Raw genomic sequence first — 23,746 nt, forward strand, 5'->3', positions numbered from 1 at the left:
AAAAAGCTACGCCAACGTCGCTTTCAGAACGCTTGAGGTCGATCCCGAGCAGTGGCCTGAAAGAACGCACGGGCACGCGGGTCGCAGGCATAAGCCACATTGATACGCTGCCAGTCACTGGCCCCACCCGAGGCGTTGAAGGCGGTCTTCGATGACAACACCACACCCAGACGCCGTGCCTGAGCCAGCACCTGATCGTAGTCGGACATTCGTGATCGCGCCCAGATGAACAGGCCTCCCGCCGGCTTGCCGAAGACTTCCCATTCGGCATCCTCGAGCATTTGCAACACCGCCAGCCGGTCGTTGTTCAAGCGTTGGCGCTGACGTTGCACCAGTTTGCCGTAGGCACCGTTAGCCAACAGGCACGCCAGCACGGACTCGCAAAATCGCGAGGCGCCCATGCCAGAGATCATCTTGACCTCGGCCAGACGCGTAATGACTGTGCAATCGGCCACCACGAAACCGACCCGCAAAGAACTGCTGAGGGTCTTGGAATAGCTGCCAACGTAGACCACGCTGTCGTCCAGCGCAGCCAGTCGCGTACCGCAACCGCTGCGCAAATCCGCATAAACGTCGTCCTCGATCACCTGCACGCCAAAGGCCCTGGCCAGTTGCAGCACACGACGCGCCACCCCGGGCGAAAGGTTGCTGCCGGTCGGGTTGTGAAAGAAGCTATTGATGAGCAGCCCTTGAGGCCGGTGCTTGGCCAGCACCGATTCGAGCACGTCCACGTCCGGCCCGCGCGGTGTTCGCGGCACCTCGACCACGTGGATGCCTTGCAGCCTGAGCAGATCGAACAGCAACGGATAACCGGGACTTTCCACAACCACGCAATCACCGGCCTTGAACAGTGCCCGCACAATCAGGTCGAGTCCCTGACTGGCACCCGCCGTGGTCATGATCCGGTTGTCCTGTACCTGGATGTCCAGTTGCCTGAGGCGCTTGAGTATCTGTTGCCGCAAGGCTGGCAAACCCAGCGGGGTGCTGTAGTTGAACAGACTGGCCGTATCGGTACGACTGACTTGCCGGATCGCGTAAATCAGATCGTCGGTCTCGCGCCAGCTTTCAGGCAGCCCGCCACAGCCCAGCCTCAACTCAACCGACCACGGCCCATACTCGGGTTCGACCCCCTCAAACCACGCGGGCTCGTGCCTTGCGTTCGCGACCAATGCCGGGTCGGCAACTGTATAGCCGGCCCCATGACCTGCCACCAGCATCCCCTGCGTCACCAGGCGTTCACAGGCCTGAGTGACGCTTGACTGACTGAGCAAATTGATCCGCGCGATCTGTCGCACCGAAGGCAGGCGCGTACCGGGCGATACCCCGCTGGAATGGAGCCAGCAGGTTAGCGCGTCAACAATTTGCTGTACGACGGGCACCAGCGCCTGTCGGTCGATTCTCAACTCCATGAGCAAGCAAACTCCTGTTGATTTTGCGGGAAGCAGTTAATCACAGGAGAGTTCGAAGGCATGTGCGACAACGCCGCCAAAACCATTCGATCTATTTATTTGAAACACATTGCCCGGCCCCTTCGAGGAACCAAAAAAACTGTGGGAGCGGGCTTGCTCGCGAATGCGGTGGATCAATCAACAAATATGTCGGCTGACACGCCCTCTTCGCGAGCAAGCCCGCTCCCACAGGTTCCGTGTTTTCTGCATTGTGGAGTGCAGTTTCAGAACGCTGTCACGCCACCGTCCACGGCCAATGAGTGCCCTGTGGTGAACGCCGCGCCATCGCTGCACAGATACAGCACCGCGCTGGCGATTTCTTCGACCTTGCCGATGCGACCGACCGGATGCATGGCGTTGGCGAACTCGGCTTTTTTCGGGTCGGCTTCATAAGCGCGACGGAACATGTCGGTGTCGATCACCGCCGGGCACACGGCGTTGACCCGGATTTTTTTCTTGGCGTACTCAATGGCCGCCGACTTGGTCAGGCCGATCACCGCATGCTTGGAGGCTGCGTAGATGCTCATTTTCGGCGCTGCCCCCAGGCCCGCCACCGAAGCCGTATTGACGATCGCGCCGCCCCCTTGCGCCAGCAGCAGCGGCAACTGGTACTTCATGCACAGCCAGACGCCTTTGACGTTGACGCCCATGATTGCGTCGAACTCGTCGAGCGAACCGTCGGCCAGCTTGCCTTTCTCGATTTCGATGCCGGCATTGTTGAAGGCATAGTCAAGGCGACCGTAAGTATTGATCACCTCCTCCATCAGATTTTTAACATCGCTTTCCAGGGTAACGTTGCAGCGCACGAAGGTCGCCTCGCCACCGGCCGTACGAATCAGCGCCACCGTGCCCTCGCCGCCCGCCGTGTCCATATCGGCCACTACGACCTTAAGGCCCTCGGCGGCAAATGCCTGGGCGGTCGCGCGGCCAATACCGGCCGCCCCGCCTGTCACCACAACCACCTGGCCGGAAAACGTCATGCTCATTGTTATGTCCTCGAAGAGAAGTAGGCGGGGAATCGCGCAGGGCCAGTCTAGCCATGGAGGTGCTGAGCGCGGCAGCACTATCAGGACTCCGGTTGGGCGCCCATGAGTTGCAGTGATGGAACTGCCGTACCAACTATCACTGCACTGGATCAACCTGCATTCGCCGCATCAGCCGAACTTGCGGCATCGGCGCTGACCGGCTATCAACAAAGCTTCATTCATCTTGAGTGCCTGTCATGACCTCCCAGACCAATCGCCAATTCCTGCTCGCCAAACGTCCGGTTGGCGCGGCGACCCGTGAGACATTCACCTACCAGGAAGTACCGGTCGGTGAGCCGGCAGAGGGCCAGATCCTGGTCGAAAACCAATACCTGTCCCTGGATCCGGCCATGCGCGGCTGGATGAACGAGGGCAAGTCCTACATCCCGCCGGTCGGACTCGGCGAGGTCATGCGCGCCTTGGGGGTGGGTAAAGTCATCGCGTCGAACAATCCGGGCTTCGCGGTCGGGGACTACGTTAACGGCGCCCTCGGGGTTCAGGATTTTTTCCTCGGCGAGCCGCGAGGTTTCTACAAGGTCGATCCGAAACTGGCACCGCTGCCACGTTACCTGTCAGCACTGGGCATGACCGGGATGACGGCCTACTTCGCCCTGCTCGACGTGGGCGCGCCGAAGGCCGGTGACACCGTAGTGCTGTCGGGGGCGGCCGGCGCCGTGGGCAGCATTGCCGGGCAGATTGCCAAGATCAAGGGCTGCCGGGTGGTTGGCATCGCTGGCGGCGCGGACAAGTGCAAGTTCCTGATCGATGAACTGGGTTTCGACGGTGCTATCGACTACAAGAGCGAAGACGTCCTCGCCGGCCTCAAGCGCGAGTGCCCGAAAGGTGTCGACGTGTATTTCGATAATGTGGGGGGCGACATTCTCGACGCGGTGTTGAGCCGCCTGAACATGAAGGCGCGGGTGGTGATCTGCGGTGCCATCAGCCAGTACAACAACAAGGAAGCGGTCAAGGGGCCGGCCAATTATCTGTCGCTGCTGGTCAATCGCGCGCGCATGGAAGGTTTTGTGGTGATGGACTACGCCGCCCAATACGCCAGCGCCGCCCAGGAAATGGCCGGCTGGATGGCCAAGGGGCAACTCAAGAGCAAGGAAGACATCGTCGAAGGACTGGAGACGTTCCCGGAGACGCTGATGAAATTGTTCAACGGCGAGAATTTCGGGAAGCTGGTGCTGAAGGTTTAAAAGCGATAGATCAAAAGATCGCAGGCTGCGCCAGCTCCTACAGGAAAACGCGATCCCATGTAGGAGCTGCCGAAGGCTGCGATCTTTTAAGCGAGTTCGGCCACTACGTCGGCCAACGCCTTCGCCGGATCAGCCGCCTGGCTGATTGGACGGCCGATCACCAGATAGTCGGAACCGGCATCCAGTGCCTGACGTGGCGTCAGGATGCGACGCTGATCGTCCTGGGCACTGCCCGCCGGACGAATCCCCGGGGTCACCAGTTGCAGCGACGGATGTGCCGATTTCAGCGCCTGGGCTTCCAGGGCCGAGCACACGAGGCCGTCCATCCCGGCTTTTTCCGCCAGGGCGGCCAGGCGCAGAACCTGCTCTTGCGGCTCGATGTCCAGACCGATACCTGCCAGATCTTCACGCTCCATACTGGTCAACACGGTCACGCCGATCAGCAGTGGTTTGGGACCTCTGCGCTGGTCCAGCACTTCACGGCACGCGGCCATCATGCGCAGGCCGCCGGAGCAATGCACGTTGACCATCCACACGCCCATTTCCGCAGCGGCCTTGACGGCCATCGCGGTGGTGTTCGGGATGTCGTGGAACTTGAGGTCCAGGAACACTTCGAAACCCTTGTCGCGCAGGGTGCCGACGATTTCCGAAGCGCAGCTGGTGAAAAGTTCCTTACCGACTTTGACCCGGCACAGCTTCGGGTCCAACTGATCGGCCAGCTTCAGTGCGGCGTCACGGGTAGGGAAATCCAGGGCGACGATGATAGGAGTCTGGCAGGCGGACATGAGTGGGCTCTCAGGCAAGTCGAAATCGGCGCGCATTGTAGCGGAACCAGCGCCGCTGCGGGACCCGATGATCGGTAAATCGTCGAAATGGCTCAGGCAAGACTAGCCCCCGAGGCCATAGGGCGGGCAGTTGACACTGGAAGAACCCCCGTGACTGCAGTTATCCGTCTACCACGTATTTGTAAGCCACACCTACCCTTTGTGGGAGCGAGCCTGCTCGCGATGAGGCCCTGTACCGCAACAAAAAGCCCACTGCCCCTCAGCGGCTCAGTGGGCTACGGATCCTGGACCTTCAGGGCAGGCGATCCTCAACCCGTGCCTGAGTCTTGCTCCAGTCGATCAACAGGCTATAGGCCACCGCCAGCAATGTCGGGCCGATGAACAGGCCGATAAAGCCAAAGGCAATCAACCCGCCAAACACCCCAAGCAGCACAATGACCAGCGGCAGGTTACCGCCACGGCTGATCAGGTACGGCTTGAGCACGTTGTCGACACCGCTGATGACGAATGTGCCCCAGATGCCGAGAAATATGGCCATCCCGTACTCGCCTTTCCAGGCCAGCCACGCGGTCGCCGGAATCCACACCAGCGGCGGCCCCATCGGGATCAGGCTGAGCATGAAGGTGACAATGCCGAGTACCAGCGCACCCGGTACGCCAGCAATCAGGAACCCGATCAGCGCCAGGATCGCTTGGGCCGCCGCTGTGCCAATCACACCGTTCACCACCCGCTGCACCGTGCCTGCCACCAGTTCAATGTAGTAGCCGGCCGGTTGACCGATCAGCCGTTCCAGCAATGTGTGCACAAACGCCGCCAGACGCGGTCCGTCACGATAGAAAAAGAACACGAAGACCATGCTCAGGGTCAGTTCGAGAATACCGCCGCCGATCTGCGCGCTGCGCGCCAGCAACCAGTTACCCACCTGCCCCAGATAAGGCTTGAGCGCCACCATCATCGCCGCGCCCTGCTCATCGATGCTGTTCCAGATCCCGACCAACCGCTCGCCCACCAAGGGAATCGAACCCAGCCAGACCGGTGCTTCGGGCAACCCCTCGACCTGCGCATCCTTGATGAATGCGGTGGCATCACGCACATGATCGGCGAGGTTGAAACCCAGCCACACCAGCGGTGCCGCGACCAGCAACATCCAGCCCAGTGTCAGCAATGCCGCCGCCAGAGATTCGCGGCCATTGAGCCAACGGGTCAGCAAGCGCATCAGCGGCCAACTGGCAAATGCCAGGACTGCGGCCCAGAACATCGCCGACCAGAACGGTGCCATCACCCAGAAGCTCGCGCCGAACAGCACGACGAGCAGGATCTGCACCAACAGGCGATCGTTATTGATCATCGAAAATCCCGAAAATATCAGTCAGCAAAAGAGTAGACGAACGCAGCGTGCACGCTCGCCCGGTACAGCCTACCGCAATAGCTCGATGTGCAGGCCAGAGCCTTCGGCACTGCCGGCTTCCATCCGCGCGGCACGCACGCCCTGGGTAATCAGGGCCTGACGCCAGGCTTCGGCGTTCGCTCCGGAAATGCTGACCCGCAAGGTGGTGTCCAGATTCAGTCCGCGGGAAATCAGGCGTAGCCAGGTCTCGTCAGGTGCGCCGCTCAACGTGGAAAAATCCAGTTCGCCGGTGCTCTTGAGTTCACGCAGCAAAGTCGCGGAGGTCGGCAGCAACTCACCCAGCGGTGCCGTAGCGTCGAACTGCTCGACATGCAGGTAGGCCTTGCGATTACCGCGGGTGATGCTGTACAGCGCGACGAGCGTGTTATCCCGTGGCGCGGCAAGTCGCAGCAGCAAATAGGCTTGTTGATCGTCGGCTCCGTACAGCTTGGCGTTGCCGAAGACTTCATTGGCCCAGAGGCTGCTTTCGCCGCAATCGCGCGCCTGGCACCAAAAGAGCAACCCGGCGTCCTGCTGTTGCAATGCCTCGCGTGCAGCGGTGAACGCCTCGATGGATGAGTGCTCCGCTGGCAACTCGTAGGTCACCGAAGTGACGTTGCCGCGAGAACTGACCTGACCGTCGAAACGTAACTGGCCACTGATCTTGCGGATCGAGCCCAAGGGGTAGATCCGCTCCAGTTCGGCGGCAGGGCGATAGTCGACGATCTGGGCGTCGACCATGCGCGGCACTATCGGCAGGTCCTGACTGCCCGGAACATCGGCGGCGAATAACAAGGGACTGAAACTGCACAGCACCAGCAAACTGAATGAACGCATGGATATACTCATCGGATCAGCATGGCCTGGGCGCCCTTGATGACACTGGCTTCATCGGCGCGTTGCGGTACCTGCAGACCACGCTGTACTGCCGGCCGGGCCTCCAGGGTTGCCATCCAGCGTTGCAACGCCGTCAAGCCCTCCACCGAGACGCCCGACCACTCGTAGCCGCGCACCCAGGGAAAGGTAGCGATGTCGGCAATGCTGTACTCGCCGGCCAGGAACTCCACGCTTTGCAAACGCGTGTCGAGCACTTCGTAGAGGCGACGGGTTTCATGCTGATAGCGGTCGATGGCGCCCTGGAGTTTTTCCGGAAAGTAGCGGAAGAACACATTCGCCTGGCCCTGCATCGGGCCGATCCCCCCCATCTGGAACATCAGCCACTGCAACACCAGCGAACGTCCCTTCGGGTCGCTCGGCATCAGTTTGCCGGTCTGTTCTGCGAGGTAAATCAGGATGGCGCCGGACTCGAACACAGCGAAATCGCCGTTGGCGCGGTCGACAATCGCCGGAATCCGGCCATTGGGGTTGATCTTGAGGAAGTCCGCGGACTTCTGCTCCTTCTTGTCGAAACTCAAGGCATGCACCCTGTAGGGCAGGCCGAGTTCCTCGAGCACGATAGAGACCTTGTGGCCATTCGGGGTCGCAGCGGTGTAGAGATCTATCATGGTTGTCTCCCTTTTCAACCCGCCAAGCCTCGACAGTTGCCCGACGCAAGTCAAGGAATGGCGAAGAACCGATTGAAACAGTCTGCGACAAGATCGGCACCGGACTCGTCATTCAGGTGCAAATGGTGGCCGCCTGGCAGTTGTTCCCGGCTAAAGGGTAGACGCTCCAGCAACTCGGGGTGTTTGGCGAGCATGCCGTCGGCAGCGACCACCAGCGTTGCAGGACATTTGACCCGCTGGACGAAGGCCATGGCCTGCTCGGTGGTCAGGCGCAGTGGCGATGGCAGCGTGAGGCGATTGTCGGTGCGCCAGGTATAACCACCCGATACCGGCATCAGACCACGCTGCGCCAGCAGCTCCGCGGCCTCGCGGCTGACCGCCACCAGGCCCTTCATGCGCGCTTCAATGGCACGGTCGAGGGTGTCGTAGACCGGTTTGCGTTTCTCCCGCAGATCCAGTTGCGCCTGCAGGGCCATGCCCATGCGCTCGGCAGCGTTTTCACCTTTGTCTGTAGGAGGAATGATGCCGTCGATCAACGCCAGGTGGGTGACCCGATCCGGCATCGACCCGGCGATGATCAGCGAAGCGATGGCGCCCATAGAATGCCCCATCAGCGCAAACTTCTTCAGTCCAAGCTGTTCGGCGACTTGCAGCACATCGTGGGCATAGTCCCACATGGCGTAACCGGCTCCCGGCGGGCGATGCCCGGAATGACCGTGACCGGCCATGTCCAGCGCGATGATGCGCAGGCCTTTGAGCTTGGGGGCCAGACGGGCAAAGCTGTTGGCGTTGTCCAGCCAGCCATGCAGGGCAATGACCGGCAAACCGTCTTCAGGACCGAACAGGTGTGCCGCCAACTCGATGTGCGGCAGGCTCAGGCGAACTTCTTCGACGGCGTGGCTCATGCGCAATCCTGTTGTCGACGGCCGTCCCAGCGATGGAACAGGCCTTTGAGCATTTGCGCGGTATCAAGGGGACGCTCGAGCGGAAACATGTGGCCGCCGGGCATGGTCAACGACTCACCCAACGGCAGGCGGTCGACCGAACTGGCGTGATGGCGCATCACCACGCGGCTGTTGTGCCCGCGAACCACCGCCAGCGGCACTTGCAACTTGCGGGTGCTGCCCGGGCTGGTGTGCGGCACGCCGCGATAGATGCTGATTTCCGTGGCCGGGTCGAACCGCAGGCGCAGCTTGTCGCCGACCTGGTGCAAGCCATGTTGCAGGTAGGCATCGAAGCATTCGGGGTCGAAACCGCGAAACAGGGTTTTACCGGCAAAGTATTTCCGGGCGCTTTCCAGGTCAGCGAACTCTTCACGGCGACCCAGGGTACGGCCGGCCGGCGTCAGACGGTCGATGAAACCGAAGCGTTTGGCCGCACGTATGACCCATTGATCGGCTCGGGTCAGCACTGGCGAGTCGAGCATCACCACCCCGCGGTACAGCTCAGGGCAGCGCAAGGCCGCATGCAGGTGCAACACCCCACCGAAGGAGTGACCGACGCCCCACACGGGTTCAGCCTGTTGTTGCAGGTGATGGATCAGCTCGTCCACCAGGTTGTACCAGTTGTCGTCCGCCGGGTAACGCGGGTCGTGGGCGTGCTGCTCCAGATGCGTCACCTGAAACTCCGGTGCCAGCGCCGCAAACAACTTGCCGTAGGTTCCCGAAGGAAAACCATTGGCGTGGGCGAAAAAGATCTGTTGCGACATACCTGCAAATCCATAAGCGAGAACAGGCGTTGATTGTCCGCAAGACCGCGTCCAGCAGCAATGACCATAACTACCAGGAATGGTGGTAGGAGTTACCGCAGGCTGCGATCTTTTGATTTCAAACCGTCAACGTAACGGCGGATTCTCACCCAGCGGCACCACCGCCATGGTCAACCGCGACACACAACTGGCCTTGCCCTCATCGCTGGTCAGCCGAATGTCCCAGACATGGGTCGTGCGGCCGATGTGGATCGGCTTGGCCACCGCCGTCACCCGACCACTGCGCAGGCCGCGCAAATGGTTGGCGTTGATTTCCAGGCCCACGCAATAGAACTTGCTGGCATCGATGCACAGGTAGCTGGCCATCGAGCCGACCGATTCGGCCAGCACCACCGAGGCGCCGCCATGCAGCAAGCCGTAAGGCTGATGGGTGCGGTGATCGACGACCATGCTGGCGGTCAGGGACTCATCGTCAAAAGCTTCGAAACGGATGTCCAGCAGTTCGCCGATGGTGTTTTTCTGGATTGCGTTCAGCTGCTCGATGTTAGGAGTGGTGCGCCACAGGCTCATCGCAGGGTTTCCTTGTTGGTTTTATTCGTGAATCAATCCTGCCACAGCACCGCTTCGCTGCGCTCGCTCCATTCTACAAAACGCTCACCGTACGCCGCCTCGATCACATTGCGCTTGATCTTCAGCGTCGGGGTGAGAAAGCCGTTTTCCACCGCCCAACTGTCCTTGACCACCACCAGGCGCCGCAGTTGTTCATGCTTGTCGAGCGCGCCGTTGACCTCCTCCAGCAGTTTTTCCAGGCTCGAATGCAGGCCGGCGCGTGCGGCCCCGCCTGCATCCTGTTGGCCGACCGCCGACAGCACGCACAAACCCAGCGGTGCACTCAAGCCATCGCCCACCACGCACACCTGTTCGATACGCGAATGCACGGCCAGGCGATTTTCAATCGGTGCCGGCGCCACGTATTTGCCTTTGCTGGTCTTGAAGATTTCCTTCAGGCGCCCGGTCAGGCGCAGATTGCCTTCGGCGTCTTCCTCGCCCTTGTCGCCGGTGCGCAGGAAGCCATCCTCGGTAATGGTGTCAGCGGTTTTTTCCGGTTCCTTGAAATAGCCGAGCATGGTCGCGCCACTGCGCACCATGACCTCCCCCGTCTCGGCGATCCGCACTTCAACTTCAGGGCACGGCTTGCCGATCCAGCCCGGTTTGTTCTGACCCGGCATGCCGATGTGGGAGTAACCGCAACTCTCGGTCATGCCGTAGACCTCCAGCACGTCCAGTCCCAGTTTGCGGTACCACTGCAACAAGGTCTGCGGCACCGGAGCCGCACCGGACAATGCGATGCGCAACGCATCCAGCCCCAGGCCGGCGAGGACTTTATGCCCGACCCGTTTGCCGATGATCGGCAGGCCAAGCAGGAAGTCGAGGCGTTTTGCCGGGATCTTGCTGTACACGCCCATCTGGAATTTGGTCCAGATACGCGGCACGCCAAACAGGGCGGTCGGGCGTGCACGCTGCAGGTCGGTGAGGAAGGTATCGAGGCTCTCGGCGAAAAATACCGTTTGGCCGGTATAAATCGACGCCAGTTCGACGAACATCCGTTCGGCAACGTGGCACAGCGGCAGGTAGGACAACAACCGGTCCGACTCGTTGAGGCCAAACAACGCAGTGCCGCGTGTGGTGGCGAACCCCAGAGTGCCGAAGCTGTGCATCACGCCTTTGGGCATGCCCGTGGTGCCGGAGGTGTAAATGATGGTCGCCAGTTGATCGGCGGCAGGTTTTGGATCGTCCTGGATCGGCGAGCTGCCTTGCAGGTCGGCCCAACTGAAGTCGAACGTACCTGGCGGATGCAGGGGCAGGCTGATGGTCGGCAGGTCGGGGCTGACGCCTCGGGACATGCCTGGCCAGTCGTCGAGCTTGCCGATGAACGCCAGCGCCGCCTCCGAGTGTTCGAGCACCTGGGCAACCGACTCGGCGGTGAGGTTGGGGTACAACGGCACCGAAACATGCCCGGCCATCCAGATCGCCAGGTCGGCAATGATCCAGTGCGCACAGTTCTTCGATATCAGGGCGATATGGCTGCCCTGTGGCAGTTCCCGCGCTCGCAGCCAGTGGGCGGCACAGCGTGCCTGATGACCGACATCGGCCCAGGTCAGGGTCTCGACCTGGCCGCCGCCGACAGGCTGGACCAGGAAGCGCTGGCGAGGATGACGGGCCTCACGCTCGTAGAAAACGTCCAGCGGCAAACGAAAAGCAGCAGACATGACTCGCTCCTGTGTTTTTGTTCTGGAGCAAGCGTAGTCAACCAAGCAAGTGCTTGGTTGACTATTTCATACAAAACTTTTCGGGTTATGACGTACCTGTGGGAACGTGGCTTGCCCGCGATGCAGGCTCCGCGGTTTATCAGGCATAACCGAGTCGATGCCTTCGCGGGCAAGCCACGCTCCCACAGAAAAGCGGAGCTAAGGATGCTTGATGCTGTTGAGCCTCATCGACCCGACCAGCAACTCATTGCTCTCGAGTTCGGCCAGGCCCGCGGTGCTAACCCGCTCCGGTGGATGTCCCGCGCCATGTTGCAGATAGCTCAACAAATTCCCCACCAGCGGATTGTGACTGACCAACAGGACATCGCTCACCGCCACCATTTGCTCGGCGACCTTGTCCGGCTCGGTGTCCGGTGTCAACCACTCGACAGTGCGGATTTCCGGCTCGAACCCCAGTGTTTCGCGCACCAGTTGCGCCGTCTGCTGCGCTCGCAGGTAGGGACTTGCGTAAATCGCCGTCAGCGGTTGCCCGATCAGTAGCGCGGCGCTGCGCAGCACCTCCTCACGACCGTGGTCCGTCAGTTCCCGCTCCGAATCGTGGAGGCGGGAGCCGTGCGGTACAGCTTCACCATGACGCAATACCCAGAGTTTCATAGCTTGGGTTCCTCATCTCGAGCCGGATGCGGTGCCGGTGCCACGACATGCGGCGCCTCACCTTCCGGTGTACGCGGCGTCGGCCAGTCGGCGAACGGCCAAGGCTTCTGGTCGCTGTGAAAGCTGCCGAAACGACCGATCTGCGCCAGAAACTGGCTCAGGCTGTCGCCGAAGTTCATCAGGCTGGCGCTTGGGGCGCCATAGAACAAACGATAGATCAACTGCACCAGCACGACGGCGCCGAGGATGAACTGCGCGACTTGCCACACCAGCACGAAGACGATCATCCACAACACGCGTAACAGGATGGATTCATATTTGGCTTCTACTTTTGGATCGTTCATGCGCAACTCCCCGCCTTTCTGGCAAGCGTGATTAATTGAAACCACTGGTGGAAATAAAGTCGACGTCGGTTTTCGGCTCGCCACGCATTAACAGACCGATGACCTGCTCCAGCGTGCGGCCTTCGAACAGGATCGCGTGCAGCCCGGCGACCAGCGGCATGTACACGCCAACCTCCTGGGACTTGGCCTTGAGTACTTTAAGGGTGTTGACCCCTTCGGCGACTTCGCCCAGGCGCGTGACAGCCTCGTCCAGGCTCAGGCCCTGGCCGAGGGCAAAGCCGACCTGATAGTTGCGGCTCTTTGGCGAAGAACAGGTCACGATCAAGTCGCCCACGCCGGCCAGGCCCAGGAAGGTCATCGGGTTGGCGCCCTGATTCACCGCGAAGCGGGTCATTTCCGCCAGTGCCCGGGTGATCAGCATGCTCTTGGTGTTTTCCCCCATGCCCAGCGCCACCGCCATGCCGGCGATGATTGCGTAGACGTTTTTCAACGCACCGCCCAGTTCCACGCCGAAACGGTCGGCGCTGGCATAAACCCGAAAGGTGCGGCCGTGCAGCGCGGCCTGGACCTGTTGGCACAGTTCTTCGTCTTCACTGGCGACCACCGTGGCCGTCAGCGCATGTTCGGCGATTTCGCGGGCCAGGTTGGGGCCGGACAGAACGCCGATGCGTGCCTGCGGGGCGATCTCTTCAAGGATCTCGCTCATCAACTTGAACGTGTGGGCTTCGATGCCTTTGGTCAGGCTCACCAGCATTTTGCCGCTCAAGCGTTCGGCGTGCGGCACCAGCACCGAGCGTAGCGCGCTGGAGGGCAATGCGACGAAACACAGGTCGCAGGCATCCAGGGTGGCCTGCAAGTCGGTGACCGGGGTAACACCGGGCAGAATCTTGATGCCTTTGAGGTAACGCGGGTTTTCGCGATTGACCCGAATGGCCTCGGCCTGTTCGGGGTCACGCATCCACTGAAGGACCTGATGCCCGTTCTCGGCCAGCAGATTAGCCACGGCGGTTCCAAAACTTCCGCCTCCCAGGACCGCAATCGGGCGCTGTTCAGTCATATGCAATCCGTTAATCCATACCAGTGGCGATGTCGGCATTATACGGGGCAGCCCATCGGCGGCCAGCCCCGACATCAAATACCTGCACCCGTAGGAAGAAGACCAATAAAGCCGAGGAAAATGCAGACATCGTGAATGGAAAAGTCATTCGGCTCGGTTAACATGCGCGCCATCAATCACTGACAGGGATGTGTTGTGTCTCCGGGTGCTCCTTCACCGCGTTCGCCTCTGGTACTGGCGCTGATTTTCAGCTCGCCGGTGCTGGCCGACGACCTGTTTCTGGACAGCGAACCGCTGCCGCAAGTGCTCACGGCCACGCGCCTGAAGCAGTCGCCCGCTGCCGTGCCGGGCAGCATGACGGTGATCGACAGCGCCCTGATCCACGCCACCGGTGCCCGCGACATCAGCGAACTACTGCGCCTGGTGCCGGGGATGATGGTCGGCAACATCAGCGGCAACCAGGCCGCGGTGAACTACCACGGCACCAATGCAACTGAAGCGCGACGCATGCAAGTACTGATCGACGGGCGCTCGGTGTATCGCGCCGGCCTTTCCACCGTCGACTGGAGCGACATTCCGGTGGCCATGGAAGACATCGAGCGCATCGAAGTCTTTCGCGGGCCCAATACCGTCAGCTACGGTGCCAACGCGCTGATGGCGGTGGTGAACATCATTACCCGGCGGCCGGCCGACAGTCACGGTACGCGCATGAAGGTCACCCGGGGCCAACGCGGCATCAACGACTTTTACGCCAGCCAAGGCCTGGGCTGGGAGGATGGAGACATGCGTCTGTCCCTGTCCGGTCAGCAAGACGACGGCTTCGACACCGACCGAACCGGCGCTGATTACCATGACAGTCGTCGCCTCGATCGCTTCAACCTCGCCGTCAGCCAGAGCCTCGACGAACGGCAAAGCCTCGATTGGCAATTGAATGCCAAGGACGGCACCAACCAGCGGCCCTATACCTACCGGCCGGTGTTTCCGGGAATTACCCGCGCCGGCAACGACTCCGACGTCACCGCCAAGGACTACGCCGGGTCATTGCGCTGGAACCTGGACATCAATCCCGATCACAGCCTTTATATCCAGGGCTCGGCCCAACACTGGGATCGCCAGCAAACCTGGCGCGCCTGCGACGCAGAAATCTCGTTCAGCCCGCAACTGACCGAACTCTGGCAACTGAACCCGAACTACACCGAACGCCTGGCCCGCAACATCACACGCTTCACCGACCGTGGTGCCCCGGCTGGCACACCCGCCGAGCAGGCGCTGGCCAACCAGGTACTCGATCAATGGCGCAACGGTGCGAACCAGACCGTTTGCGGTGACATCGACCAGAGCACCCGGGAAACGCGCTACGACCTTGAACTGCAGGACACCCTGAGCCTTGCCGATAACCTGCGGCTGGTCAGCGGGATGAACTATCGTTACGACCGGGCGGATTCCGAGACTTACTTCAATGGCACACTCGATGACAGGACCTGGCGGGTGTTTGGCCAGATCGAGTGGCGTGCCAGCGAACACTGGCTGCTGCAAGGCGGTGCCATGTTCGAAGATGCCCGATTGATCGGCAGCTCACTGACACCCCGCGTGGCGGTCAACTACCTGATCAACCCGCGCCACGGCTTGCGTGCGGTGTACTCCGAGGCCATCCGTTCGCCGGACATGTTCGAGAACAACGTCAACTGGAGTTATCAGGTCACCAACCTCAGGCCCGGTGCCTTTGGCCAGTCCAGCGCCCGTTACTTCGTCAAGACCCGTGGCCCCGGCGACCTCGATCAAGAGCACATGCGCTCCCGGGAGCTGGGCTACAACGGCTACTTCCCTGAAGCGGGGCTGGCACTCGACGTGAAGCTGTTCCACGACGAAATCACCGGCATGATCAGTGAACCGCTGCGCAACAATCAGTACATCGCCAGCAACGCCAACAAGGAGCGTTTTTCGGGAGCCGAAACCCAGCTCGACTGGCGTGTCGGCAGCTTCGATCGGCTGCGACTGACCTTTGCCTACGTCGATGCCGACGCCAGCAATCCGCTGGATGCCAGGCAGACTGCAAGCAACAGTGGTTCGGCCGGATGGCTGCGCGATTGGGGCCAGGGCTGGAACAGTGCGCTTTTCTATTATGGCGACGACGCCCTCAACGGCTACCGCTTCGAACGGGTCGATGCGCGCATCGCCAAACGTATCGCCTTGGGCAAGGCCAGCCTGGAGCTGGCCGGGGTGCTCCAGCAACGCCTGGACAATCAGCCGACCACCTTCAGCGATAACCATTATGACCAGCGCCATGTGATGTACTTCAGTGCTGAGCTGGAACTTTAAGATGCCGTATCGCCCGGCCTGGAGAACACCGACCTTGGGCCGGTTACTGGCGGTGCTTTGCCTGTTGTTCACCGGCATGCTGGGCAGCCTGGCGAGCAACGCGGCCGAGATTTTGCTCACAGGGACCGAGGACAGCCCCGGCGTGCGGGCATTTACCCAGGCCCTGAGCGAGTTGCGACCGAACGACAACGTGCGATTCCAGGCGCTGGCCAGTTTGCCGGTACCGGAACAACTGCCGGAAAATATCCGCTTGATTCTCCTCGACCTGCCCAGCCTCGACTGGCGCCTGCAGGACGTCCAGGGCCCGGCGACACTGGTGCTGCGTATCAGCCGCCTGCAAGCCCGGCAACGTTTGAACAGCTCGCTGCCGGCGCGCCTTTGCCTGCTGTGGAGCGATCCACGGCCGGACCGCCAGTTACGCCTGACCCGCACCCTGTTGCCCCAAGCCAAACGCATCGGCGTGCTCTACGACAACCACAGTGAATTCCTGCTGGATGAGCTGCGTCAGGCCGCCCTCCCCCTGGACCTTGAGGTGGTCACCCAGCGCTGGGACAACATTCACGACAGCCGCCCGTTACAGACCTTGCTCAAGAACAGCGACGTGTTGCTGGGACTGGACGACGCCGACCTGTACAACCCGCAAACCGCAAAGAACCTGCTGCTGAGCAGCTACTCGCGGCAAATGGCACTGATCGGCCCCAACGCGAGCTTCGTCAAGGCCGGGAGCCTGGCCAGCACCTACAGCGACCAGAGTGACTGGCTGGCGGTCCTCGACGAATTGCTCGACCGGCCACCGGCCACCTGGCCACGCTCGCACTATCCCCATCGATTCAAGGTCGCGAGCAATCCCCAGGTGGCGCGCTCCCTGGGGATCGAAGAGATAAACGAAGCGTCTGTCGCCACATTGCTGGCTGAAGGAGAACGCCGTCCATGAACCTGCGCCGTCGCTGGGACATCAACACCCGCACCCAACTCATCAGCCTCGGCCCTGCCCTGCTGCTGACCTTGTTGCTGATCAGCTTCTTCACCTTCGTGCGTATCCAGGATCTGCGTCAGGAAATCTCCCATACCGGACAGCTGATCGCCAACCAACTGGCCCCCGCCACCGAGTACGGGGTGATTTCGGGCAACAGCGAAGTGCTTGAAAGCTTGCTCAAGGCGACGCTGGCCACGCCCAATGTGAGCTTTCTGGAAATCCAGGACAGCGCCAACCGGGTTCTGGTGTATGTCGAACAACCGAACGAACACCACAATCGCGCGCAACAGCTCGAAGTGTTCCAGGCCCCCATACGGCTTCAGCGAATCGCTTTGCACAATGACTTTTTCCAGAGCAGCAAAACCGCCACTGCCGCCCCCACCGAGGACTACCTCGGCCGGGTGATCGTCGGGCTGTCCAACGATGCCTTCAGCCGGCGCCAGCAGGAAATCGTGCTCAAGGCTGCCATTCTGGCGCTGTTTGCCCTGCTGTTTACCTTCCTCGTGGCCCGACGCCTGGCGAGTAGCCTGTCGCAACCGATCCGGGATATCGGCAATGCCGTCAAGGCGATCCAGGCCGGCGATTACAAAAAACCGCTGCCGATTGTCGATGACACCGAGCTGGGGGCGCTCTCGCAACACATCAACAACCTCGCCAGCGGCCTCGAACAGGCCAGCCGCGAACAGCATCAGGCCATGGCGCAGTTGATCCAGACCCGCGAAGAGGCGGAAAAAGCCAACAACGCCAAATCCGACTTCCTCGCCATGATGAGCCATGAACTGCGTACGCCGATGAATGGCGTACTGGGCATGCTGCAATTGCTGGAAACCACCGACATGACCGAGGAACAGGTGGAGTACGCAGCGCTGGCCTCGGAGTCCACCGAGCACTTGCTCAAGGTCATCAACGACATCCTGGATTTCTCGCGGATCGAACGTTCGGAGCTGGAACTGGAGCACATCCCCTTCAACCTCGCCGACCTGATAGGCAGTTGCGCCCAGTCGTTCCAGCACAGCGCCGCGCAACGCGGTCTCGACCTGCAACTGATGATCCCCGACGACATGCGCGGCCTGCAGGTCAAGGGCGACCCGACGCGTATCCGGCAAATACTGGTCAACCTGGTCGGCAACGCGCTGAAGTTCACCGAGCAGGGCCGCGTCACCCTGGAGGCGCAATGGCAGTCGCTGGATCACGAACTGCTGTGGTTCACCTGCACCGTGCGCGACAGCGGCATTGGCATCCCGGCCGAAAGCCTGGAATTGATGTTCAACGCTTTCCAGCAGGCCGACAGCTCCATTTCAAGGCGCTACGGCGGCACCGGACTGGGCCTGCCGATTGCCCGCACCCTCGCCGAGCGCATGGGCGGCACCTTGCGCGCGCAGAGCGAGGAAGGCCGCGGTTCGGTGTTCACCCTGGAAATTCCCCTGGCCCTGCACCAGCAGACGCAGCCACTGTTGCTCCCCCGCGCGCAAACCGGCAACAGCGACGGCGAAGGGCGCAATGTGCTGCTGGTCGAAGACAACCCGGTCAACCAGACGGTCATCGAAGCCATGTTGCGCAGCCTGGGCTTCAAGGTCAGTGTCGCCGCCGACGGCGCGCAGGCGGTACGCAGTGCCGAGAGCCTGATTTTCGAAGCGATCCTGATGGACTGCCGCTTGCCGATCATCGATGGCTATGAAGCCACCCGGCAAATTCGCCAGTTACCCGGATGCACCGACCTGCCGATCATCGCCCTGACCGCCAACGCCTTGCAGGGCGATCGCGAGGCCTGTCTGTCGGCAGGGATGAACGATTACCTGGCCAAGCCATTCAAACGGACTGATCTGCAGCAAATTCTGCAACGGTGGGTGCAGTAGTACCGGTCTTTCGACCATCTGCGACTGGCGTGAAAGGCGAAAGTGCGGCAGTCTTAGGCACCTCGACAGGCCCGAAAAGGGGCTTGAATAATAATTTCAGTGCACAAGTGTACATTCATGTCCTTGGTGCTGTGACTTTCACCACAACGCAATAGTCTATGAGTAGGCTGCCGGTTCGAGGCATGAACGCTTCGATCGGCCGGGAAGATTTGCCCCACCTGCCGCATGGGACTATTGAGGAGCTCGCATGACCAAACAAAACGCCTTTACCCGGGAAGACCTGCTGCGCTGCAGTCGCGGTGAGCTGTTCGGCCCTGGTAACGCGCAACTGCCCGCCCCGAACATGCTGATGGTTGATCGCATCACCCTGATCAGCGAAGAAGGTGGCAAGTACGGCAAAGGTGAATTGGTCGCCGAGCTGGATATCAATCCGGACCTGTGGTTCTTCGCCTGCCACTTCGAAGGCGATCCGGTGATGCCGGGCTGCCTGGGCCTCGACGCCATGTGGCAACTGGTCGGTTTCTTCCTGGGCTGGCAAGGCCTGCCGGGCCGTGGCCGTGCGCTGGGTTCGGGCGAAGTGAAATTCTTCGGCCAGGTCCTGCCGACCGCCAAGAAAGTCACCTATAACATTCATATCAAGCGCGTCCTCAAAGGCAAGCTGAACCTGGCCATCGCCGACGGTTCGGTCACTGTCGACGGTCGCGAAATCTACACCGCCGAAGGCCTCCGGGTCGGCGTGTTCACCTCCACTGACAACTTCTAAGGGTTATCCGCATGCGCCGCGTCGTTATCACTGGTCTGGGCATCGTTTCTTGCCTGGGCAATGACAAAGAGACCGTCTCCGCTAACCTGCGTGCAAGCCGCCCTGGCATCCGGTTCAACCCGGAATATGCCGAAATGGGTCTGCGTAGCCAGGTTTCCGGCTCCATCGACCTCAACCTTGAAGAACTGATCGATCGCAAGATCTATCGCTTCGTCGGCCATGCGGCAGCTTATGCCTACCTGGCCATGAAAGACGCCATCACCGACTCGGGCCTGACCGAAGAGCAGGTTTCCAACCCGCGTACCGGCCTGATCGCCGGCTCCGGTGGCGCATCGACCCTGAACCAGATGGAAGCGCTGGACATCCTGCGCGAGAAAGGCGTCAAGCGCGTCGGCCCATACCGCGTCACGCGGACCATGAGCAGCACCGTTTCCGCTTGCCTGGCCACTCCGTTCAAGATCAAGGGCCTGAACTACTCCATCGCATCTGCCTGCGCCACCAGTGCTCACTGCATCGGTACCGCCATGGAACAGATCCAGATGGGCAAGCAGGACATCGTCTTTGCCGGTGGCGGTGAAGAAGAGCACTGGAGCCAGTCGTTCCTGTTCGACGCCATGGGCGCCCTGTCCAGCAAGCGCAACGACACCCCGGAACAGGCCTCCCGCGCCTACGACGCCGACCGTGACGGTTTCGTCATCGCCGGCGGTGGCGGCATGGTCGTGGTCGAAGAGCTGGAACATGCTCTGGCCCGCGGCGCGAAGATCTACGCGGAAATCGTCGGCTACGGCGCGACCTCCGACGGCTACGACATGGTCGCCCCGAGCGGCGAAGGCGCAATCCGCTGCATGCAGCAGGCGCTGTCCACCGTCGACACCCCGATCGACTACCTGAACACCCACGGCACCTCGACCCCGGTCGGCGACGTCGCGGAAATGAAAGGCGTGCGTGAAGTGTTCGGCGACAAGGCTCCGGCCATCAGCTCCACCAAGAGCCTGTCGGGTCACTCCCTGGGCGCCGCCGGCGTTCACGAAGCGATCTACTGCATGCTGATGATGGAAGGCAACTTCATTGCCGGCTCCGCCAACATCGACGAACTGGACCCTGAAGTGGCCGACCTGCCGGTGCTGACCAAGACCCGCGAAAACGCCACCATCAACACCGTGATGAGCAACAGCTTCGGTTTCGGTGGCACCAACGCCACGCTGGTACTGAAGCGCTGGGAAGGCAAGTAATTTCCCGCTGCTGAGCCGCACATGAAAACGCCCCGACTGGTTCGGGGCGTTTTTTTTCGTCTGAAAACAGGGCAACACCACATCCTTGTGAGAGCAAGCCCGCTCCCACAGGTTTTGCATTCAGCCTGCAGTTTCATCGTCACAAACATGAAACCTTTGTCATGAAACTCAATGGCCTGCGACCGAATGCCGCGCATTTAGCGGGCTGCAGGACTGTTTCCGTTTTTGCAAAAAAACGTTACCAAACTCGGTTATTTACTTAGCAAGCTACCAAACTCTATAACAGAGGCCTGCACACGCCTTGCTGCAGATAACAGAGATTGGAGCTAGCAGATGACTGTCAAAGTAACTGAACGCGACGATTCACATAAATCCCACGAGGGTGTAGCCGCCGGCATCCGGATCTGGGACGTGCACCAACAAGACCTGCTGGTCGGTATGTTCCATTCCGAGGCCGACGCGCAAAACTACAGGGCCGAACTGGAAATGCTCGAGCGCAAACGCGAGCTCGCAACCGGTTGAAAACAGACTCCACCACCGTGCAGCCTGCCCTTTACTGCCGGGCAGGCTGCATCCACATCAGACAACTTCGACCAGCGTCAAATGAAGGTCATCTTCGATCGGCACCGAAGGGACACTTTCAACAATCCAGCCCGCTTGAAGCCTGACCACCTCGACCTCGCCATCGCCCATTCCGTCATTGCGGATCGAAAACTGCAGCGAAGACGGATGACGCTTGGCATAGTCGAAACTCATGCCGCAGGCGATCAGGAAATCGATTTTCGCCTCGATCAGCTCAACCTGAACGTCGCGCTCGCCTTCTTTGAGACTGTAGTAATCCAGGCACAAGTTGATTGCAAAAGGGCAGCCATTGACGAGGCTATTGATGAACTTCCCTTCATAACCCCCGAAATAACTGTGCTCAGCCCACACGCTGCCGAGCTTCTTCACCCTGATCTCGATTTCCTCGGAAATTTTGAATAGCCAAAAGTCTCCTACCGAAGCCAGGTGCTTGCCAAAATCGATACCTGATACATGGCGCTTTGGCCACATCGACATCAAAGGAATATCGCCTTCATATTCTTTATTGGTGATCGCCAGCAAGTAATTAATGACATCGTAATAACTCGATTCACCTTCTCCAACCTTGATGAGGGTCGCACAGCTTCCCGCCAGCAATACAATCTTGCCATAGCGTTCCACTGGCAGCTCGGTCATCAACAAAGCTATACACGCTGGCACTTTCTCCAGATAGGCAGAGTTCAGCTCATGGAGCTCCTCTTCATTGCGGACCTCGCGCCAGGGAATGTTCCAGAAGAACTCAGGCAGGGTAAAGAAAACACAAGCGGTCTCGCCATGATCCTCGCGAGCAGCTTTTGCAGCGATCTTGATTTTTCGGCGTACAAGCTCGGCACGAGCGACAAGTTCATCGTCCAGATAATCGTGAATGGATTGCCCGAGCGGTCGCGCCTGTGAAAGCTGCGACTTGAAAGTGGATTGGCGTAACGAAGCGATACTGACAAACATTTATTCCATCCTTGGACACTAAAGTTCATTCCATTTGCTTTCTCAAGACACAAACACCCTTATAAAAAGATATTATTTCCTGGCAAAAGAAAACCCGAAAGATCGTATCGATACAATCTTTCGGGCTCAATGTATAAATCATGCAAAGTACTAGCAAACATGTAAGCCCGCTAGAACATTGAATCTGTTACCACATCAGGTCATCAGGAATCTTATAGGCCGCGTACGGATCGTCCTCGGCGATGACCTCTTCAGTCTGCACATTGAGCTGCACGATGCGCTGCGGATCGCGCTCCTGAATTTTCAGCGCCGCCTCGCGCGGAATCACTTCGTAGCCGCCAGCGTGATGCACGATGGCCAACGATCCGCTGCTGAGCTTGTTGCGCATCAGGGTGTTGACGCAGATGCGCTTGACCTTCTTGTCGTCGACGAAATTGTAGTAATCCTCGGTCGTCAGTTTCGGCAGGCGCGAGACTTCGATCAGTTGCTTGACCTGCGCGGCACGGGCCTTGGCCTCGGCTTTCTCCTGCTGCTGGCGGTTGAGCTCCTGATCGCGCTTGACCTTCTCGGCCATGGCTTCCTGCGCCGCGCGCTGCTGGGAGTCATCCAGCTCGATCTGGCCTTTGTGGGCCAGTCGCTGTTGTTTCTGCTTGTCTTTGCTGACCTGCTTGGCCTGCTTCTGGTTGACCAGCCCTGCTTTGAGCAACTGGTCGCGAAGGGAAATGCTCATGGTGCTTATTACTCACTTGGGCCACGGCTCAACCGCAGCTGGGCAAATTCTTTTCCTGACGTTTGGCTTCGCCCCACAAGGCGTCCAACTCTTCGAGGGTGCAATCTTCCATGGGACGACGGGTATCGCGCAATGCCTGTTCGATAAAACGAAAGCGTCTTTCAAACTTGCCGTTGGCACCACGCAGTGCGGTTTCCGGATCAACCTTGAGATGCCGCGCCAGATTGACCACGGAAAACAGCAGGTCGCCAATCTCGTCGACAACGGCTTCGGGATCGTTTTCCGACATGGCTTCGAGCACTTCATCGAGCTCCTCACGCACTTTATCGAGCACCGGCAAAGCGTCCGGCCAGTCAAAGCCGACCTGCCCCGCGCGTTTCTGCAATTTTGCCGAACGGGACAGCGCCGGCAATGCAGCGGGGACGTCATCGAGCAACGACAACTGTTCGGGTGCCGAAGATTTCTCCGCCCGCTCTTCGGCCTTGATCTCTTCCCAGCGCTGCTTGACCTGCTCTTCACTCAGGCGCGGAACATCCAGAGGCGCATACAGGTCACCGGTGGGGAACACGTGGGGATGACGGCGGATCAGTTTGCGGGTGATGCTGTCGACTACGCCGGCGAACTCGAAGCGCCCTTCTTCGCGAGCCAACTGGCTGTAATACACCACCTGGAACAACAGATCGCCCAGCTCGCCCTGCAAGTGATCGAAGTCACCGCGTTCGATCGCGTCGGCGACTTCGTAGGCTTCCTCAAGGGTGTGCGGGACGATGGTGGCGTAAGTTTGCTTGATGTCCCATGGGCAACCGTACTGCGGGTCGCGCAGGCGGTTCATCAGATGTAGCAAATCTTCAAGTGAATACATCGATCAATCTCTGCCCGCTCCCTGTAGGAGCGAGCTTGCTCGCGATGGACGTTAACGATGACGCGGGCGTTCTGAATCAACGCGTCGCCCTCCGGT

The 23,746-nt window shown here is 60.3% G+C and carries 23 protein-coding genes; 7 read left to right on the forward strand and 16 right to left on the reverse strand.

Annotated features, from left to right (window positions below):
* Positions 1-23: 23 nt before the first annotated feature.
* Together ACXX83_RS17860 and ACXX83_RS17865 are read right to left on the reverse strand one after the other, a co-directional pair.
* A complete protein-coding gene (locus tag ACXX83_RS17860) occupies positions 24-1,409 on the reverse strand; it encodes an aminotransferase-like domain-containing protein (RefSeq protein WP_458549207.1) in 1,386 nt (461 codons plus the stop codon).
* 263 nt (positions 1,410-1,672) lie between these two features.
* Positions 1,673-2,434 (reverse strand): SDR family oxidoreductase, encoded by a 762-nt coding sequence (locus tag ACXX83_RS17865; RefSeq protein ID WP_015096425.1) that lies wholly within the window; start codon positions 2,432-2,434, stop codon positions 1,673-1,675.
* A 236-nt stretch (positions 2,435-2,670) separates the two neighbouring features.
* On the opposite strand from ACXX83_RS17865, the gene ACXX83_RS17870 reads away from it, so the two are divergent.
* Positions 2,671-3,675: an NADP-dependent oxidoreductase gene (locus tag ACXX83_RS17870; protein ID WP_217836114.1), complete on the forward strand. Its 1,005-nt coding sequence runs from the start codon at positions 2,671-2,673 to the stop codon at positions 3,673-3,675.
* A gap of 86 nt (positions 3,676-3,761) precedes the next feature.
* Here ACXX83_RS17870 and pyrF read toward each other — a convergent pair whose 3' ends face one another.
* The 11 genes from pyrF to ACXX83_RS17925 form a co-directional block, all read right to left on the reverse strand.
* Positions 3,762-4,460 carry an orotidine-5'-phosphate decarboxylase gene (pyrF, locus tag ACXX83_RS17875; RefSeq protein ID WP_217836115.1) on the reverse strand — a complete coding sequence of 233 codons (699 nt, stop codon included), beginning with the start codon at positions 4,458-4,460 and terminating at the stop codon, positions 3,762-3,764.
* Positions 4,461-4,752: 292 nt separating this feature from the next.
* Positions 4,753-5,808: an AI-2E family transporter gene (locus ACXX83_RS17880; RefSeq protein WP_126047040.1), complete on the reverse strand. Its 1,056-nt coding sequence runs from the start codon at positions 5,806-5,808 to the stop codon at positions 4,753-4,755.
* A 69-nt stretch (positions 5,809-5,877) separates the two neighbouring features.
* On the reverse strand, positions 5,878-6,684 hold the full coding sequence (locus tag ACXX83_RS17885) for a DUF4892 domain-containing protein (RefSeq protein WP_458549208.1): 807 nt from the start codon (positions 6,682-6,684) through the stop codon (positions 5,878-5,880).
* Between the two features lie 8 nt (positions 6,685-6,692).
* On the reverse strand, positions 6,693-7,352 hold the full coding sequence (locus ACXX83_RS17890) for a glutathione S-transferase family protein (RefSeq protein WP_217836117.1): 660 nt from the start codon (positions 7,350-7,352) through the stop codon (positions 6,693-6,695).
* A gap of 50 nt (positions 7,353-7,402) precedes the next feature.
* Complete coding sequence (locus ACXX83_RS17895) at positions 7,403-8,257, reverse strand: alpha/beta hydrolase (protein ID WP_015096429.1); 855 nt, start codon at positions 8,255-8,257, stop codon at positions 7,403-7,405.
* Positions 8,254-9,060, reverse strand: coding sequence for an alpha/beta fold hydrolase (locus tag ACXX83_RS17900; protein WP_158248441.1), 807 nt, complete (start codon positions 9,058-9,060; stop codon positions 8,254-8,256). The genes ACXX83_RS17895 and ACXX83_RS17900 overlap by 4 nt, the downstream gene beginning before the upstream one ends.
* A gap of 126 nt (positions 9,061-9,186) precedes the next feature.
* A complete protein-coding gene (locus tag ACXX83_RS17905; RefSeq protein ID WP_015096431.1) occupies positions 9,187-9,630 on the reverse strand; it encodes a hotdog fold thioesterase in 444 nt (147 codons plus the stop codon).
* A 32-nt stretch (positions 9,631-9,662) separates the two neighbouring features.
* Positions 9,663-11,330, reverse strand: coding sequence for an AMP-binding protein (locus ACXX83_RS17910; RefSeq protein ID WP_217836120.1), 1,668 nt, complete (start codon positions 11,328-11,330; stop codon positions 9,663-9,665).
* Between the two features lie 198 nt (positions 11,331-11,528).
* Positions 11,529-11,984, reverse strand: a complete 456-nt coding sequence (sixA, locus tag ACXX83_RS17915) for a phosphohistidine phosphatase SixA (RefSeq protein ID WP_458549209.1) — start codon at positions 11,982-11,984, stop codon at positions 11,529-11,531.
* Positions 11,981-12,328: a DUF4389 domain-containing protein gene (locus ACXX83_RS17920; RefSeq protein ID WP_007974561.1), complete on the reverse strand. Its 348-nt coding sequence runs from the start codon at positions 12,326-12,328 to the stop codon at positions 11,981-11,983. The genes sixA and ACXX83_RS17920 overlap by 4 nt, the downstream gene beginning before the upstream one ends.
* A gap of 31 nt (positions 12,329-12,359) precedes the next feature.
* The gene (locus tag ACXX83_RS17925; RefSeq protein WP_033047849.1) at positions 12,360-13,385 is read right to left on the reverse strand and encodes an NAD(P)H-dependent glycerol-3-phosphate dehydrogenase; all 1,026 of its coding nucleotides are present in this window, start codon (positions 13,383-13,385) and stop codon (positions 12,360-12,362) included.
* A gap of 195 nt (positions 13,386-13,580) precedes the next feature.
* On the opposite strand from ACXX83_RS17925, the gene ACXX83_RS17930 reads away from it, so the two are divergent.
* From ACXX83_RS17930 to ACXX83_RS17955, 6 genes are all read left to right on the forward strand, one after another.
* The gene (locus tag ACXX83_RS17930) at positions 13,581-15,704 is read left to right on the forward strand and encodes a TonB-dependent receptor plug domain-containing protein (RefSeq protein ID WP_458549210.1); all 2,124 of its coding nucleotides are present in this window, start codon (positions 13,581-13,583) and stop codon (positions 15,702-15,704) included.
* Position 15,705: 1 nt separating this feature from the next.
* Positions 15,706-16,638 carry an ABC transporter substrate-binding protein gene (locus ACXX83_RS17935; protein ID WP_458549211.1) on the forward strand — a complete coding sequence of 311 codons (933 nt, stop codon included), beginning with the start codon at positions 15,706-15,708 and terminating at the stop codon, positions 16,636-16,638.
* Positions 16,635-18,536, forward strand: coding sequence for an ATP-binding protein (locus tag ACXX83_RS17940; RefSeq protein ID WP_458549212.1), 1,902 nt, complete (start codon positions 16,635-16,637; stop codon positions 18,534-18,536). The genes ACXX83_RS17935 and ACXX83_RS17940 overlap by 4 nt, the downstream gene beginning before the upstream one ends.
* Positions 18,537-18,783: 247 nt before the next feature.
* Positions 18,784-19,299: a 3-hydroxyacyl-[acyl-carrier-protein] dehydratase FabA gene (gene fabA / locus ACXX83_RS17945; RefSeq protein WP_003227150.1), complete on the forward strand. Its 516-nt coding sequence runs from the start codon at positions 18,784-18,786 to the stop codon at positions 19,297-19,299.
* Positions 19,300-19,310: 11 nt separating this feature from the next.
* Positions 19,311-20,531, forward strand: coding sequence for a beta-ketoacyl-ACP synthase I (gene fabB, locus ACXX83_RS17950; RefSeq protein ID WP_015096439.1), 1,221 nt, complete (start codon positions 19,311-19,313; stop codon positions 20,529-20,531).
* Between the two features lie 333 nt (positions 20,532-20,864).
* Positions 20,865-21,053, forward strand: a complete 189-nt coding sequence (locus ACXX83_RS17955) for a hypothetical protein (RefSeq protein WP_007974549.1) — start codon at positions 20,865-20,867, stop codon at positions 21,051-21,053.
* Between the two features lie 57 nt (positions 21,054-21,110).
* Here the strand turns inward: ACXX83_RS17955 and ACXX83_RS17960 are convergent, their stop codons facing one another.
* The 3 genes from ACXX83_RS17960 to mazG all read right to left on the reverse strand — a co-directional run bounded on the left by ACXX83_RS17960 (position 21,111) and on the right by mazG (position 23,650).
* Complete coding sequence (locus ACXX83_RS17960; RefSeq protein WP_458549213.1) at positions 21,111-22,058, reverse strand: hypothetical protein; 948 nt, start codon at positions 22,056-22,058, stop codon at positions 21,111-21,113.
* A gap of 187 nt (positions 22,059-22,245) precedes the next feature.
* On the reverse strand, positions 22,246-22,788 hold the full coding sequence (locus tag ACXX83_RS17965) for a DUF2058 domain-containing protein (protein WP_015096441.1): 543 nt from the start codon (positions 22,786-22,788) through the stop codon (positions 22,246-22,248).
* Positions 22,789-22,816: 28 nt separating this feature from the next.
* The gene (mazG, locus tag ACXX83_RS17970) at positions 22,817-23,650 is read right to left on the reverse strand and encodes a nucleoside triphosphate pyrophosphohydrolase (protein WP_458549214.1); all 834 of its coding nucleotides are present in this window, start codon (positions 23,648-23,650) and stop codon (positions 22,817-22,819) included.
* Positions 23,651-23,746 lie beyond the last annotated feature (96 nt).

It is taken from the genome of Pseudomonas sp. GNP012 (genome assembly GCF_054343835.1).